This window comes from Desulfuromonas versatilis (assembly GCF_019704135.1).
Classification (GTDB): Bacteria; Desulfobacterota; Desulfuromonadia; order Desulfuromonadales; family NIT-T3; genus Desulfuromonas_A; species Desulfuromonas_A versatilis.
The window spans coordinates 431,011-445,008 of sequence record NZ_AP024355.1 but is presented as its reverse complement, the minus strand read 5'-3'; the positions used below and the strand labels follow the sequence as shown (position 1 = coordinate 445,008).

Here is a 13,998-nt window from a genome sequence, read left to right as displayed (position 1 = left end):
ACTCTCTCGAAGGAACCTGCCTGACCCAAGGAGATAAGAAGCCCGGAACCTTTCCTCTCAGGCCTACCCCGGCACCCCCGCATATTCCAGAAACGACCTGGGCGGCCGGTACACCTGCGCCCCCCTCAATAGTTCCCCAACTTCCTGCGGCCCGAAGTAGCGCGCCTGCAGCGCCCGGCCCTGCTCCATCCAGAAGCCGAACTGGGGGACGAAGGTGTTGCGGCGGATCGAGTGGTCGATGGTCCGCCCGGCGACCACCAGGATGTTGCGCTCGCCCGAATCGAAGGAGTCGGTCAGGTAGGAGGCCAGCCGGTGGAACTGGCGCCAGGTGTTGACGTCCACCAGGCGCCGGTGGGGCCTGGTCGAGGTGACGATGTCGGGCAGAAATTCGAACAGGGAGACCTCCAGCAGAGTACGCGGGTCGAGGCTCTGGTGGTCGAGCTCCTTGGAGAAGTGAAAACAGTCCGCCCCCAGCAGTTCGCCGATGGGCTCCCGCTCGGCGGAGACCGCTTCGAGCAGCCGCTCGTGGCGGGCGGCAAAATCCGCATTGAGCCGGTAGACCTTGCCGTGGCTCGAGTCGCGCACCGCTTCGCCGTCCGCCAGTTTTTCGAGATGGATGTGAATCCTGGCCACGGGCTGGGCCGGCTTGTGAAACAGGTACTTGTAAGGGATCTCGATCTTGACCCCACCCACCCCGCGGAACAGGGTAATCAGGGCGGCGGCGCGCCGGTAGAGCTGCAGGTATTCGTCGAGCAGCCGCCCGAGCATGCCGCAGCAGGTCGCCTTGCTGCCGTGGACCCGATCGACATAGCCGATCCCTCCTTCCTCGCGGGCCCCGATGTGACTGCCACCGTGGATGATCAGGTCGTGGCCGTGGCGGGAGGCGGTCAGCAGCCGGTTGGGGTCGAGCAGGGCGCCGACCCGGCCGAGATTGAACACCGGGCAGTCGAAGACGTAGCCGAACAGGGCTTTCTTGATCGCCTGGCTTTCGTCCGAGCATTGCCACACAGAGGGGAGCGACCCGGAAAAGCCCGCCTCCTCGGTCAGCCACCGCATGCGGCCGAAAAGCTCCATCAGTTCCATTTCGGGCTGCTCCAGCAGCTCCTCGGGCGGCGGGGCAATGGGCATGGCGGCCTCCTTTGCGGGTCGGCGAAGGGTCGGGGAAATCGGGTAAACCTCCGAGCAAAACAATAACATCGTTCTATTATTTTGACCACGGTAAACTGCCGATTTTGCGATTGCTTTGCCCGGAAAGTGCGTGGTAACTTAAAACCCTGGACATAATCAAGCGCCGGGCTCCTCGTGAACCCGGCTTTTTGCTTTTTCGCAACGGGGCCCCAGGCTCAAAAGGCAAGACCGAAACCGATGAAACCCTCCGCACCCTTGGAAAAACCCGAACTGCTCTCCCCCGCCGGCAGCCTGGAAGCCTTTTTCGCCGCCATGGAATCCGGCGCCGATGCCGTCTATGTCGGCCTCAAGGATTTCTCCGCCCGGGCCAAGGCGAAAAACTTCACCCTCGGCGAGTTGGAGCGGATGCTCAACTTCGCCCACGGCCGGGGCCGCAAGATCTACGTCACCCTCAACACCCTGGTCAAGGAGGCCGAACTGCCGCTGCTCACCGAAACCCTGGCCGGGCTCGAGGCGATCGGCGCCGACGGAGTCATCCTGCAGGACCTGGCGGTCTGGCGCCTGGCCCGGGAGCACTTCCCCGGCTTGGAGCTGCACGCCTCCACGCAGATGACCGTGCACAACGCCGCCGGGGTGAAGATGCTCGAGCGCATGGGCTTCACCCGGGCGGTGCTGGCCCGCGAGCTCTCCCTGGCGGAGATCGCCGCCATCCGCAAACAGACCACCCTGGAGCTGGAGCACTTCATCCACGGCGCGCTCTGCTTCTCCTTCTCCGGCCAGTGCTATTTCTCCTCCTTTCTCGGCGGCAAGAGCGGCAACCGCGGCCGCTGCGCCCAGCCCTGCCGGCGCCGCTACCGCTACCGCCAGCAGGACGGCTACTATTTCTCCACCAACGACCTCTCGGCCATCGACCTGCTCCCCGAACTGGCCGAGGCCGGGGTGATCAGCCTGAAGATCGAGGGGCGGATGAAAAGCGCCGAATACGTGGCCAACGTGGTCGGCGCCTACCGCATGGCCCTGGATTCGCCCCCCGCCAAGCGGCAGGAGGCGGTGCGCGAAGCCAAGGAGCTGCTCAAGGCCTCCTTCGGCCGGCTCCCCACCAAGGGGTTTCTGACCGGCCCCAACCCCACGGACATCGCCATCCCCTCGCTCAAGGGGGCCACCGGGCGTTTTCTCGGCGAAGTGACCCAGGTGCGCGGGGGAACCGTCTGGTTCAAAACCCGCGACCGGCTGCACGTCGGCGACCGCCTGCGCATCCAGCCGAAAAGCGACCAGGCCGGCACCGCCTTTACCGTCAAGGAGCTGCGCCTGGGCAAACGCACCGCCAAGCTCGCCCAGGCCGGCATGCTGGTCAGCGTCCCCTCCCCCTTCAACGACAAGTTCCAGGTCGGCGACGCGGTGTTCAAGGTCAGCTCCGAGCAGGCCTTCACCATGAGCGAGGCCGCCTGCCGGCGTAAGCTCGAGGCGGCCGCCCCCGCCCCGACCCCGCTGCGCCTGCATATCGCCCTTACCGATGGCCGGCTGCGCCTGCGGGCCGAGGCCCGGGGCGTGACCATCGAACGCGACTACCCGGTGGAAACCTACCCCGCCGAGGAAAATCCCCTGTCAGCGCAAACCCTGCACGAGGCCTTCGCCAAGACCGCCGGCGAGCCCCTGCTGCTCGAACTGCTGGAAACCGGGGAGCTGCCCCCGGTGGTGATCCCGCCGAGTCGGCTCAAGCAGGTGCGCCGCGAGTTCTACCGCGAGCTGGCCGGCGCCCTGCAGTCCGGAAGCCGCGAACTGCGCAGCCGCCGCCTGCAGGCGGCCCGCGAAGCACTGCTCCCCTTCGTCCAGCCGCGGCCGGCCGAGGGGCGCGAGATCAGCGTGGCGATCCGCGATCTGCGCGACCTGGCGCTGCTCAACGACCCGGCGGTGGACCGGCTGTTCCTGCCGCTCACCCCCGGCAACCTGAACAACCTCGGCAAGGCGGCCCGCCGCAGCCCCGAGCAGAAGGAGCGCATTTTCTGGGAGCTCCCCTTCATTCTCTTCGATGAGCAGTGGGAGGACTATCGCGGCGCGATCCGCCACCTTGTGGAGCAGGGGTTTCGCTGTTTTCGCCTGAACAACCTCGGCCACTTCGAACTGTTCGACGGCCTCGAGGGGGTGCGGCTGGCCACCAGCTACCGCCTTTTCTCCCTCAACAGCCAGGCCGTGCTCGCCTGGAAGCAACTCGGCGCCGCAGAGGCGGGGCTGTACATCGAGGACGACCGGGAAAATCTGCGGGAACTCCTCGCTCGGGATGCCGGCGTCGACCTGAACATGCCGGTCTACGGTTCGGTGCCGCTGATTACCTCGCGCATCCCGGTGCGCGGGGTGCGCAGCGACCAGCCGGTGCGCTCGGACCGCGGCGACGGCTACCGCGTCGACGGCCGCAGCGGGCTGACGGTGATCAGCGCCGAAAACGACTTCTCCCTGCTCGGCCATCTGGCGGAGCTGCAGAGCCTGGGTTGCCGCTGCTTCACCCTCGACCTGAGCCATGTCGGACCCTTTTCGCCCCAGGGCAAAAAAGTCCTCGAGGCCCTGAAAAAGGGGCAGGAGGTTCCCGGAACCTCTCCCTTCAACTTCCTGATGGGGATGGAATAATCCACCAGCGCCGGCGCCCCCGAAAGGCACAGGGATTGCAGGAATCTCATCCTGTTCAAGACAGCGGCGCAACGCTGCCAAATCCCTGACCTCAAGACCGGCCCATGCCCGACAAGCACCTGCTGATCGTCCAGACCTCGCCCCGTGAAACCAGGGGAATCCGCGAGCTGCTGCCCGTGCTGGCCGGCAAGTACCGGCTCGAGGCCTTTACCGCCCGCCAGCGGTTGATCGGCCGCGGCCTGGGCTATTTCGCCGAAGGGGCAAGGGGCAAACTGGAGGAACTGGCCACCCTGCTCGAGCAGCACGGGGTGGCGACCCACCTGATTCGCCCCACCCGCCCGCGCTTCGTCCCGGCCCGGGTGCGCAATTTCACCATCCGCCAGGAGTTCATCGAATTTCAGACCCGACAGGGGCCAGTGCGCCTGGAGCGGGGCGAGCGGGTGCTGGCGGTGCTCGCCGACCTCTCGGGGGAGGTCGTCGACAAGAGCGTCAAGCGCCTGCTGGTGCAGAACGCCTACCAGGGGGCCGAGGCCGTCACTCCCATCGACGACGAGGAACTCTACCGCACGGTGCTGCGCTCGCGGCCGGTCCTCGATCTCTACCTGCTCAACCCGCAGGGCCAGGCCCGGACGGCGCTGCGCATCTTCGCCGGGCGCTTCGACCCCCAGGGGCTCGGCGAGCGGGCGACCTACAGCGTGACCGGCAACCTGGAGAACCTGATTCAGCTGGCGCGCGAATACGCCGGCGGTTTCACCCTCAAATGCGATTTCGGCCTCTCCCGCCTGCCCGGCTGCCGACTGAAAAAAGCCGAGCAAGGGCAGGACACCCAGCGCGAGAACCTGGCCAGCCTCACCCGCTTCGGCTGGCTGAGCGTCGATCTCGAATCCCAGCAGCAGCCGACAACCGCCGGCGGCGATGCTTTGCCCCTGCAAACCCCGCTGACTGCCGCCGCGGTCGCCAGTCAGCCCGCCCTGGCGGCGCTGGCCGCGGGCAGCGAGGCCCTGAGCGCGATCCGCGAAGAACTGAAAGATGGCGAGGATGCGCCGCGCCAGCCGGACCCCGAGCCTGAGCGCCGGCTGCCCCCGCCCCCCGATGCGCCCCCCGCCCACCCTTTTGCCTGGCGCAAGCACCTGCTCGGCAGCGGCGGCGGAATCCTCGGCGGGGTGCTGTTTTTTGCCTTCATGGGTTTCGAATCCGGCCTCGGGACGCTGATCCGCCAGGGCGTGCGCAGCGGCATCCTGCCGGCGGCCCTCTCCGCCGGCCTGTTCTGGGGGGCATTTCACTACCTGCGCCTCAAGCGCCAGGTCGAAAACACCCCGACCAGCAAGACCCGCTCGCTGGCCATGGGGCTGGTCGAGGTGCACGGCCGGGCCAAACGGCAGTACGCCCTGGTCTCCCCCATGACCCAGATGCCCTGCGTCTATTATCGGTTGCGCCGCTACCGGCGCGACGACAAGAAAAACTGGCGGATGACCAGCGAGACCGACAGCGGCGCCGTCCCCTTCTATCTCGAGGATGACACCGGCCGGGTCAGCGTCAACCCCTGGGGGGCCACGGTACGGGCCCGTACCAGGCAGGAGGGGCATCCCGGCCAGGTGGCGCTGGTCCTCTCCCGGGGCAGCGGGGGAGACCACAGCGAGAAGTGGGTCGAGGAGATCATCTACGAGGGGACCTCCCTGTACGTGCTCGGTTTCGCCCGCCCCCGCCAGAGGCAGCGCAAGACTCTGCGCGAGCGCACCATCGAGGCGCTGCGCGATCTCAAGCTCGATCCCAAGGCTCTGCAGAAATACGACAGCGACGGCGACGGCCGGATCAGTGAACAGGAGTGGGAGGCGGCCCGCAGCCGGGTCGAGGAGCAGGTGCTGCAGCAGAGCCTGGCCCAGGCCGAAGAGACGACGTCCGCGGCCGGCGCCACGGTCATCGGCCGGGCGGATAGCCGCACCCTGCCCTTCGTGATCGCCGAAACCGAGTCCGAGGCGCACCTGACCCGCAACCTGGGCCTGCTTGCCATGGGAATGTTCGGAACCGCCCTGGCCGCAGCGCTGTGGGGCGGGGCCTCAATGCTGAAGCTTTTCCACCCCTGAGGGTCGGGCAGAAGGCCCGATCACTGCCACGGAAACCTGCGATGGAGGACCCGGCCATGGGCAAATGGCTGAACAGAGCGCTCCGCATACTCCTTTTGGCGGTATACCTGGTGGTTGCGGGCAAATCTGCCGCCCTGGCCCAGAAGCAGGAGCCGGTGGTCGACGAACTGGTGCTGCTGAACTGGTCCGACTACATGGACCCGGAGCTGCTCGAGGAGTTTCAGGCCAGCACCGGGGCAAAGGTCACCCAGGTCTATTTCGAGACCGACGAGATGCGGGACGACATGCTGCTCGGCACCAACGGAGCGGGGTACGACCTGGTCGTGGCCAACGGCCCGGGTCTTACCAACTATATCCGGCGCGGGTGGCTGGCCCCCCTGACCCTCCGGGAGGTTCCGAATCTCAGGCATATCGAGACCCGCTGGCTGGAGGCGTTTCCCGAAGCCAGGGGTCATGCTGTCCCGCTGTTCTGGGGGACCACCGGCATCGCCTACCGAAAGGATCTGGTCTCCGCACCGGTGACCAGTTGGCGGCAACTGTTCCAGCCCGAGGAAGCCCTGCGCGGCAAGATCGTCATGATCAAGAGCTCCGCCGACACCATCGGCATGGCGCTGAAGTGCCTCGGCTATTCGGCCAACAGTACCGACCCCGCCCAACTCGCGGAAGTCGAGCGCCTGCTGAAGGGGCAGAAACCTTTTGTCCAGACCTATTCCTACGTATCCCTGACCGAAGAGTCCTCATTGGTGAGCGGAACGACTTGGATGGCCATGATGTACAGCGGCGATGCCCTGATGCTCAAGGACATCGATGAGCAAATCGCCTACGTCGTTCCTGAAGAAGGGGGCAATCTCTGGGTCGACTACCTGGGGGTGATGGCATCCTCCTCAAAAAAGGAGCTTGCCGCCCGCTTCATCAATTTCCTTCACGAGCCGAAAAACATGGCGCGGCTGGCCCAGTACGTCCACTACGCTCCCCCCAACCGCGCCGCCCAGTCACTGCTGCCCAAAGAGTTCCTCGATGACCCGGTTGTCTATCCCCCCCAGGAGACCATTGGGAAATCCGAGTTCTACCAGCAACTGCCTCCCCGCACGGTAAAAGAAAGAAACCGCATCTTTTCCGAAATTCTCCGCTAGAGGCGCCCTTTGAAGCTGCAGTCGAAACTTGCCATGATCCTGATACCGCTGGTGGCCCTGCCCCTGCTGGCCGTGGGCTGGCTGGCCTATGTCCAGCTGCAGGACACCAGCGAAGGCAAAACCAGGGTGGAGATGGATACCAAGCTGAGCCAGTTGTCCCGGCAACTTGAAACCATCCGCCAGACGGCCCTGGCCAACCTGGAACTGTTCTCCGAGGCGGCCCTGCTGACCCAATACCTGCAAACCGGGGACGACCTGGAGCGCTATTCGCTGGTCCAACCGCCGCTGCTCAGGCTGTTTGCCAGCTACCAGAGGGCCTACCCTCAATACCAGGAGATCAGGGTTCTGTTGCCTGATGGCTACGAAGACGCCCGCATGGCCGTCCCCGGGGTGCCCAACCGGACGGAAGAAGAGAACCAGACTCCCTTTTTCATAAGCCTTGCGGCCGGCCAGGAAAAGGTTCACTCGGCCTTTCTGGAAAACCCGGATACCGGCAAGATTTCTCTTTACGCAAGCAAGCAGATCGAACTGGTGGACTGGGTCAAGGAGTCGGTCACCGCTCCGCCACGGTTGCGGGGCTACCTGTCGCTCACCGTGGATCTGTCCACCGTAGAAAAGCAGCTTGCAGCCAACCGGATCGGCCAATCCGGGGCCCTGTTTGCCGTGGACCCATCGGGCACGATCCTGTTTCACCCCGACCCGGGAAGGATCGGCTCGACGCTGTCCGGCCCCCTGCTGGCCCAGCTCACGCCGCTGGCTCGGCAGCAGGGCTTTGCCACCCTCGGCCTGGAGGGCGGCCCCTGCCTGGTCGGGGGCAGGATGCTGGATGAGGAACTGCTGCTGTTTGCCATGCTGCCCCATGCCGAACTGCTGGGGGCAAGCCACCGACTGGGGTTGAATATCGCGCTGATCACCCTGGCCGCGGTACTGGTCACCTTCGGGTTGCACCTCTCGGGCATCCGGGCCCTGCTGGTCAGGCCCATCCAGAAATTGGGCAAAGCGGCCCAGGAGATCGGCAAAGGCAACCTCGAGCTCAGCATCGACATCAGCACTCGGGATGAAATCGGGCAACTGGCGGCAACCTTCCAGGAGATGAGCCGCAACCTGGCAGAATCCCACCAACGTATCCAATTCCTGGCCTATCACGACCCGCTGACCGGATTGCCCAACCGGCGGATGTTTCAGGAACTGCTCAACTACAGCCTGGCCCATGCCCGCCGCGCCGGGCACCAGATGGCCCTGCTGTTTCTCGATCTGGATAATTTCAAACGGGTCAACGACACCCTGGGCCATCATGCCGGGGACCGGCTGCTGGAGGAACTGGCTACCAGGCTGAGCGGATGCCTGCGCAAAGAGGATACCCTGGCCCTGGACAGCGAATCGGACTGCAGACAGACCGTGGCCCGGCTGGGCGGGGACGAATTCACCATTCTGCTGCCAAACCTGAAAAACCCCTTCGCTGCGGCCAGCGTCGCCAAGCGGGTCCTGGAGGCGCTGAGTCCCCCTTTCTGCATCGACTCCCACGAAGTCTTCACCTCGGCCAGCATCGGCATCACCATATTCCCCGGCGACGGAGAGGATGCGGCAACCCTCGTCAAGCATGCCGACATCGCCATGTATCATGCCAAGCAGCAAGGGAAAAACAATTACCAGTACTATGCTGCGTCGATGAATGCCGCCGCCCTGGAACGGCTGAACCTGGAGAACCAGCTGCGCCGCGCCCTCTCGCGCGGTGAACTGCAGCTGTACTACCAGCCACTGGTCGATGCGGCCACCCTGAACACCGTCAGCGCCGAGGCGCTGATGCGCTGGCGCCACCCGGAACTGGGCATGATCTCCCCGGCCCAGTTCATTCCCATTGCCGAAGAGAGCGGGCTGATTGTGGCGATGGGCGCCTGGGCGGTCAAAGAGGCCTGCAGACAGCTCCGGCACTGGCAGCATCTGGGACTGCGGCCGGTTCCGGTGGCGGTCAACCTCTCGAGCCTGCAGTTCCGTCACCAGAAAATCGACGAACTGGTGGCCACTACACTGCAAGAGACCGGGCTAGACCCCAGCCTGCTGCAGGTGGAGCTGACCGAGTCGGCCATCATGCAGGCCGAAGAGCCCAGTGTGCAAATGCTGGTCAACCTGAAGGAACTGGGGGTAGGAATCGCCATTGATGATTTCGGCACCGGGTATTCCTCGCTCAGTTACCTGCGCCGGTTCCCCATTGACACCCTGAAGATCGACCGCAGCTTCATCAAGGACATTCTCCAGGACGCGGACGACGCCACCATCACCCGCGCCATCATCTCCATGGCCCACAGCCTGGAGCTGACCGTGACTGCCGAGGGGGTGGAAACGGAAGGGCAACTTGAATTTCTTCGTGATAACGGCTGCGACAAGATCCAGGGATACCTGGTCAGCGCCCCGGTGCCAGCCGCCGAATTCGTCAGATTTATGCAAAGTCCCCGGGGGGAAAACCATAGCGCGGCCCGGGAGGCCTCCTTCTAGGGAGGAAGCGGTGCCGCATCGTCGATCCAACTGGCAGGCCTCGGCCCCTACCCGGCTGTCACCTGCCGACAATTACCAACGAGTAAGGAGACGCCTATGCTTGGCTGGATGGTTCTGGGTACCCTGCTTCTGGTCCTGGTCGGACTGGTCTTTTACGTGATCATGGTCTACAACGGCCTGGTCAGCCTGAAAAACAACATCGACAAGGCCTGGAGCAACATCGACGTGCTGCTCAAGCAGCGCTTCGACGAGCTGCCCAAGCTGATCAAGGTCTGCGAGGGGTACATGCAGCACGAACAGAAGACCCTCGAGGCGGTGATCAAGGCCCGCTCCCAGGTCAACACCGCCCGCAGCGACGGCGAGAAGCTGCAGGCCCAGAACGCTCTCAGCGACACCCTGCGCTCCCTGTTCATGGTTGTCGAACGCTACCCCGAGCTCAAGGCCGACCAGGCCTTCCGCGCCCTGAGCGCCAGGATCTCCGAACTCGAGGACCAGATCGCCGACCGGCGCGAATTTTTCAACGATTCGGTCAATATCTACAACATCCGCATCGAGCAGTTCCCCGACGTGCTGGTGGCCCGGGTCTTCAACTTCAACGGGCGCACCCTCTGGAAGATCGATCCGGCCCACCGCCAGGACGTGCAGGTCAGCTTCCAGCACAGTGGCGCCTGAGCGCCGAAGCTACGCCATATGACGCAAAAAGGGCCTGCGCATTGCAGGCCCTTTTTGCGTTGGAACTCTGGTCGAGGTCAAATACCGGGCCTGGACTTTCTCAGCGATGATGGCAGTCGTTGCAGCCGGTCGGCCCGCTCTTGTGTTTATGGCAGCCGATGCAGAGCTTGTGGAAGGCGTCGCGGGAATTGGGCGCCAGCGGGTCGGCTTCGTGACAGGCGCGACAGGAGCCGGCGTCGACGCCCCGGTGATGGCAGATCTCGCAGGATTTGGCCCATTGCAGATGCTGGCGGTGAGTGAAATTGACCCGGCCTCGCTGGGTGGACAGCTCCCGGGCGGTGGGTGCCTCGGCCTGGCCGGCCGCCGGTGCGGCTGAAGCCAGAAGCAAAAACACGAGGGGGAGTACGGTCAATCCGGGATGCCTCATAAGCCTGTCCTCCTTGAATTGCGCAGCGGGTCGGGCGCGAAACCCCCATCTTACTTGCAGAATCCATGCCTGTGTCCAGGCACATCCCCTCCGCCCACCTGGCGTTGACCTGCCGTGAATTGCATCTAATATTGTTCTGGACAACCCCAACACGCAGGAGGCAGATCCCATGGCCAGGCATAAAGGCACCATAGGCATTTTGACCGGCGGCGGCGATGTCCCGGGTTTGAATCCCGCCATCCGCGCCGTGACCTTCCGGGCCCTGCGGGAGGGCTACCGGGTATTGGGCATCCGCCGCGGCTGGGGCGGCCTGGTGGACCTGGTTTCCGACCCCAAGGCGGATAACCGGGACCACGTCCAGGAATTGACCGAAGAGGTGGTCAACCGCGCCGGACGCACCGGCGGCACCTTTCTGCACACCTCGCGCACCCGCCCCAGCCACCTGCCCAAGGCCAACCTTCCGGAGCATCTGCGCACCAGCTATGCCGGGGAGATCAGCGACGTCACCCCTGAGATCCTGAAAAATCTCGAGTTTCTCGGCATCGATTTTCTCATCCCCATCGGCGGCGACGACACCCTCAGCTACGCCCAGCGCCTGCACGGAGAGGGGGTCAAGGTGGTGGGGATTCCCAAAACCATGGACAACGACGTACCGGGCACCGACTACTGCATCGGTTTTTCGACCTGCGTGACCCGCACCATCGAATTGACCCACAAACTACGCACCACCGCCGGCTCGCACGAGCGCTTTCTGGTCATCGAGGTGTTCGGCCGCTACGCGGGTTTTTCGGCCCTGCTGCCGACCATGGCGGGGGCCGCGGACCGCTGTCTGATTCCCGAGCACCCCTTCGACATCGAACAGATCACCGACCTGCTCTGCTATGACCGCCGGCGCAACCCGAGCAATTATTCGGTAGTGCTGATCTCCGAAGGGGCGACCATGGCCCACCATCCGCAGATGAGTTTCGAAAGCGATGAGGCCGACCAGTACGGGCACCGCAAGCTTGGCGGCATCGGCGACAAGGTGGCCGCCCTTCTCAAGGAGCTTTCGCCCAAATACAACCAGGGGCGGCGCGTCAACATCGTCAACCAGCGGCTCGGCTACCTGGTGCGCTGCGGCGACCCGGATGCCCTTGACTCCATCGTCCCCATGGCCTTCGGCAATCTGGCCCTGGACCTGGTGCTGGGAAATGTTTCGGGGCGGCTGGTCTGCCTTCACAACGGCTGCTATGACAGCGTGCCCATCGATGTGGTGACCGGCACCAAGAAGGTGGTTGACGTGGACAAATACTACAATTCCCAGCGGCTTCGCCCGAAGTACGAATCCTTCGCCCGCCAGCCGTTGTTCATCATGACCAGCGACCGCTGAGCCGAGCGGGGGAGGTTGCGTCCCCCCCAGGGGGATGGTTGTTGATATAATATTGTCAAAACCACATCAAGGAGAGGTGCGTAATCATGATGATACGTGTCGAGTACCCGGATGGGCAACAGCGGCTGGTCAGGCCCAACGAGCTGGATAAATTGATCGCCTCGAACGGCATCAAAAGGTTCGAGCGCTCGGACGGGTGGGCGATTCTGGGTGAGTCGCCCATGCGGGCCAGGGGGATGGGAGCCTTCCAGAGCGGAAGAGAACGCAGGGCCCACTCCTGAAGACGGTCTCCGAACAAAAAGCCTGGCCTTCCGCAAGGAAGCCAGGCTTTTGTTTTGTCAGCGACGTGGAAATCAGGATCCGCGCCGGTCAGTCCTCGGGAAGGTTGGGAAGCAGGGTCACTTTCCCCGCCCCCTTGTCGTGGCCCAGCTCACGGGGCTTGCCTTCGGAGACGACCCGCCCGTCGCGATCGATGACCGTCTCGTCCTCCAGAATCACCAGGCCCAGGCGTTCCATGACGTCCCGCCGGTACTGGAAGAGGTAGTCCTGCCTGCGCTTGCGCAGGTTGTAGCTCAGCGACATCCAGACCAGGGCGGTCACGAAGGCGACCCCCAGAACCACCGCCAGGGAAATAAACAGGTACTGGGCCGCCTTCTCCCCGGCGTTGGCGATGTAGGCGGTGATGATGTCCAGGTTGTAGATGATGCCCGCGCTCACCACCAGCAGCAGCAGCGCCAGCAGGAAAGGGACTTGGCGCAGGGAGTGCAGCACCATCTCGAAACGCCGGACCCACTTGGGCTTGACCTCCTCGGCGCTCAGCTCCCGGGTGGGGGCCTCCTCGGACAGCTTGCGGTCGAACATGTACTTGTTGAAACCGACGACGATGATTCCGAAGATGAAGGTGATGGCAACCGGCGCGATAAACGAGGCGATGAGATAGAATTTCCACGGAAACGGAGCATCCTGCCCAGCCAGGTGACTGACCCAGCAGACAAAGAAGATGAACCCCTCGACAATCCCCATCATCAGCAGGTAATTGCCGATGAACTTTTTCAGTTCCTCGCTGCTGTAGAGGCTGGCAACCCCCCGAAGCTTGCTATCTTTTGAATCAGTCATTGCTGTGTTCCCTTGCCATCCTTGGGTGTTTCGAACTCCGGCTCCGGCTCAAGCCCGGACTCCGCCCGCCGGAGCGATTTTCAGGTTTTGCCAGTCGGTACCGGCAAAATCGATGAGCAGCGCGGTGGGGATGAAGGTGTCCAGTTCGCGCAGCGGCCTGGCCAGCAGCCCTTCGGCAAACCGCTGGAAAAGGTCGATCTCGACCTCAAACGCGGCCCGAAAATCCCAGCGCAGCTCTTCGCGCTCCAGCGGATTGGAGCCGGAGAAGTTCAGGGTGCACCACTGGTCGGAGAATATTTCGCCGGAGCGGTCCACATTGGGCAGCCCGTGCAGCCGGCAGGTCATCGGCCGCCACTGGTACACCAGGCAGCGCCCGTCCTCCCCGAGCAGCGGGCAGGGGGTCATGTCCCCCTCGGGCATCTCCGTCCACAACTCGTCGGGCATATGGTTGAGCAGGTAGGGGGCCGAGAAATCGGGCCATTGCGCCTGAAGTTGGGCCAGGCGCAGGCGGGACTGGGCCAGCACCCTTTCGCGGGTTTCCTCGGCGAGCTGGGAAAATCCGGCCTGCAGAAGATACGCCTCCAGCAGCGAGATGTCAAAAAGCCCCCGGCAGCACTGGCTGCAGCCCGCAGCACAGTGGACCAGTCCCTGCGCCTTGGCCTGGCTGCGCCTGAACCAGTCGTCCACCTTCTCCAGGAGGCCGCGATACTCTGTTAACAGTCCATCCATAAAACCTGCCCGCCGCGGAGTTGCCGCCCGTGCCCCGACCATCGATTCAGTGGAAGTATAAAGGTATTAGGTTAGCCCGTAGCCCTCGGCCCTGTAAAGCGGTTTAATATTCCCGGACAGCACCGCACAAGCAAGGGGCTGGTCCGGGCGGGGCCAGCCCCTTGCATCGATTAGTCTGCCGCCGGCCCCCTGGTCCGCCCCGCGAGCGGGAGCAGAGCGGTGACC

General features: G+C 64.1%; 11 protein-coding genes. 7 read left to right on the top strand and 4 right to left on the bottom strand.

The window, feature by feature from the left end; genetic code table 11:
• Positions 1-63: 63 nt before the first annotated feature.
• Complete coding sequence (locus tag DESUT3_RS01930) at positions 64-1,128, bottom strand: hypothetical protein (RefSeq protein WP_221250791.1); 1,065 nt, start codon at positions 1,126-1,128, stop codon at positions 64-66.
• Positions 1,129-1,365: 237 nt separating this feature from the next.
• Between DESUT3_RS01930 and DESUT3_RS01925 the strand changes: the two genes are divergently transcribed.
• The 5 genes from DESUT3_RS01925 (at position 1,366) to DESUT3_RS01905 (ending at position 10,132) form a co-directional block, all read left to right on the top strand.
• A complete protein-coding gene (locus DESUT3_RS01925) occupies positions 1,366-3,750 on the top strand; it encodes a peptidase U32 family protein (protein WP_221250790.1) in 2,385 nt (794 codons plus the stop codon).
• 104 nt (positions 3,751-3,854) lie between these two features.
• Positions 3,855-5,834, top strand: coding sequence for an E3 ubiquitin ligase family protein (locus tag DESUT3_RS01920; RefSeq protein WP_221250789.1), 1,980 nt, complete (start codon positions 3,855-3,857; stop codon positions 5,832-5,834).
• Positions 5,835-5,890: 56 nt separating this feature from the next.
• Positions 5,891-6,967: a polyamine ABC transporter substrate-binding protein gene (locus DESUT3_RS01915; RefSeq protein ID WP_221250788.1), complete on the top strand. Its 1,077-nt coding sequence runs from the start codon at positions 5,891-5,893 to the stop codon at positions 6,965-6,967.
• A 33-nt stretch (positions 6,968-7,000) separates the two neighbouring features.
• On the top strand, positions 7,001-9,460 hold the full coding sequence (locus DESUT3_RS01910) for a bifunctional diguanylate cyclase/phosphodiesterase (RefSeq protein WP_221250787.1): 2,460 nt from the start codon (positions 7,001-7,003) through the stop codon (positions 9,458-9,460).
• A 96-nt stretch (positions 9,461-9,556) separates the two neighbouring features.
• The gene (locus tag DESUT3_RS01905) at positions 9,557-10,132 is read left to right on the top strand and encodes a LemA family protein (protein WP_221250786.1); all 576 of its coding nucleotides are present in this window, start codon (positions 9,557-9,559) and stop codon (positions 10,130-10,132) included.
• A gap of 100 nt (positions 10,133-10,232) precedes the next feature.
• Here the strand turns inward: DESUT3_RS01905 and DESUT3_RS01900 are convergent, their stop codons facing one another.
• Positions 10,233-10,559 carry a cytochrome c3 family protein gene (locus DESUT3_RS01900; RefSeq protein ID WP_221250785.1) on the bottom strand — a complete coding sequence of 109 codons (327 nt, stop codon included), beginning with the start codon at positions 10,557-10,559 and terminating at the stop codon, positions 10,233-10,235.
• Between the two features lie 169 nt (positions 10,560-10,728).
• Between DESUT3_RS01900 and DESUT3_RS01895 the strand changes: the two genes are divergently transcribed.
• Together DESUT3_RS01895 and DESUT3_RS01890 are read left to right on the top strand one after the other, a co-directional pair.
• Complete coding sequence (locus DESUT3_RS01895) at positions 10,729-11,928, top strand: 6-phosphofructokinase (RefSeq protein ID WP_221250784.1); 1,200 nt, start codon at positions 10,729-10,731, stop codon at positions 11,926-11,928.
• A gap of 86 nt (positions 11,929-12,014) precedes the next feature.
• Positions 12,015-12,209 (top strand): GSU3473 family protein, encoded by a 195-nt coding sequence (locus DESUT3_RS01890; RefSeq protein WP_221250783.1) that lies wholly within the window; start codon positions 12,015-12,017, stop codon positions 12,207-12,209.
• 88 nt (positions 12,210-12,297) lie between these two features.
• Here DESUT3_RS01890 and DESUT3_RS01885 read toward each other — a convergent pair whose 3' ends face one another.
• Both DESUT3_RS01885 and DESUT3_RS01880 read right to left on the bottom strand, forming a co-directional pair.
• Complete coding sequence (locus DESUT3_RS01885; protein ID WP_221250782.1) at positions 12,298-13,044, bottom strand: hypothetical protein; 747 nt, start codon at positions 13,042-13,044, stop codon at positions 12,298-12,300.
• A gap of 48 nt (positions 13,045-13,092) precedes the next feature.
• A complete protein-coding gene (locus tag DESUT3_RS01880; RefSeq protein ID WP_221250781.1) occupies positions 13,093-13,773 on the bottom strand; it encodes a YkgJ family cysteine cluster protein in 681 nt (226 codons plus the stop codon).
• Positions 13,774-13,998 lie beyond the last annotated feature (225 nt).

What these genes read in the sequence shown, in the direction of transcription:
- DESUT3_RS01930 (WP_221250791.1), bottom strand. Translation starts at nt 1,128, where the DNA reads ATGCCCATTGCCCCGCCGCCCGAGGAGCTGCTGGAGCAGCCCGAAATG.
- DESUT3_RS01925 (WP_221250790.1), top strand. Translation starts at nt 1,366, where the DNA reads ATGAAACCCTCCGCACCCTTGGAAAAACCCGAACTGCTCTCCCCCGCC.
- DESUT3_RS01920 (WP_221250789.1), top strand. Translation starts at nt 3,855, where the DNA reads ATGCCCGACAAGCACCTGCTGATCGTCCAGACCTCGCCCCGTGAAACC.
- DESUT3_RS01915 (WP_221250788.1), top strand. Translation starts at nt 5,891, where the DNA reads ATGGGCAAATGGCTGAACAGAGCGCTCCGCATACTCCTTTTGGCGGTA.
- DESUT3_RS01910 (WP_221250787.1), top strand. Translation starts at nt 7,001, where the DNA reads ATGATCCTGATACCGCTGGTGGCCCTGCCCCTGCTGGCCGTGGGCTGG.
- DESUT3_RS01905 (WP_221250786.1), top strand. Translation starts at nt 9,557, where the DNA reads ATGCTTGGCTGGATGGTTCTGGGTACCCTGCTTCTGGTCCTGGTCGGA.
- DESUT3_RS01900 (WP_221250785.1), bottom strand. Translation starts at nt 10,559, where the DNA reads ATGAGGCATCCCGGATTGACCGTACTCCCCCTCGTGTTTTTGCTTCTG.
- DESUT3_RS01895 (WP_221250784.1), top strand. Translation starts at nt 10,729, where the DNA reads ATGGCCAGGCATAAAGGCACCATAGGCATTTTGACCGGCGGCGGCGAT.
- DESUT3_RS01890 (WP_221250783.1), top strand. Translation starts at nt 12,015, where the DNA reads ATGATGATACGTGTCGAGTACCCGGATGGGCAACAGCGGCTGGTCAGG.
- DESUT3_RS01885 (WP_221250782.1), bottom strand. Translation starts at nt 13,044, where the DNA reads ATGACTGATTCAAAAGATAGCAAGCTTCGGGGGGTTGCCAGCCTCTAC.
- DESUT3_RS01880 (WP_221250781.1), bottom strand. Translation starts at nt 13,773, where the DNA reads ATGGATGGACTGTTAACAGAGTATCGCGGCCTCCTGGAGAAGGTGGAC.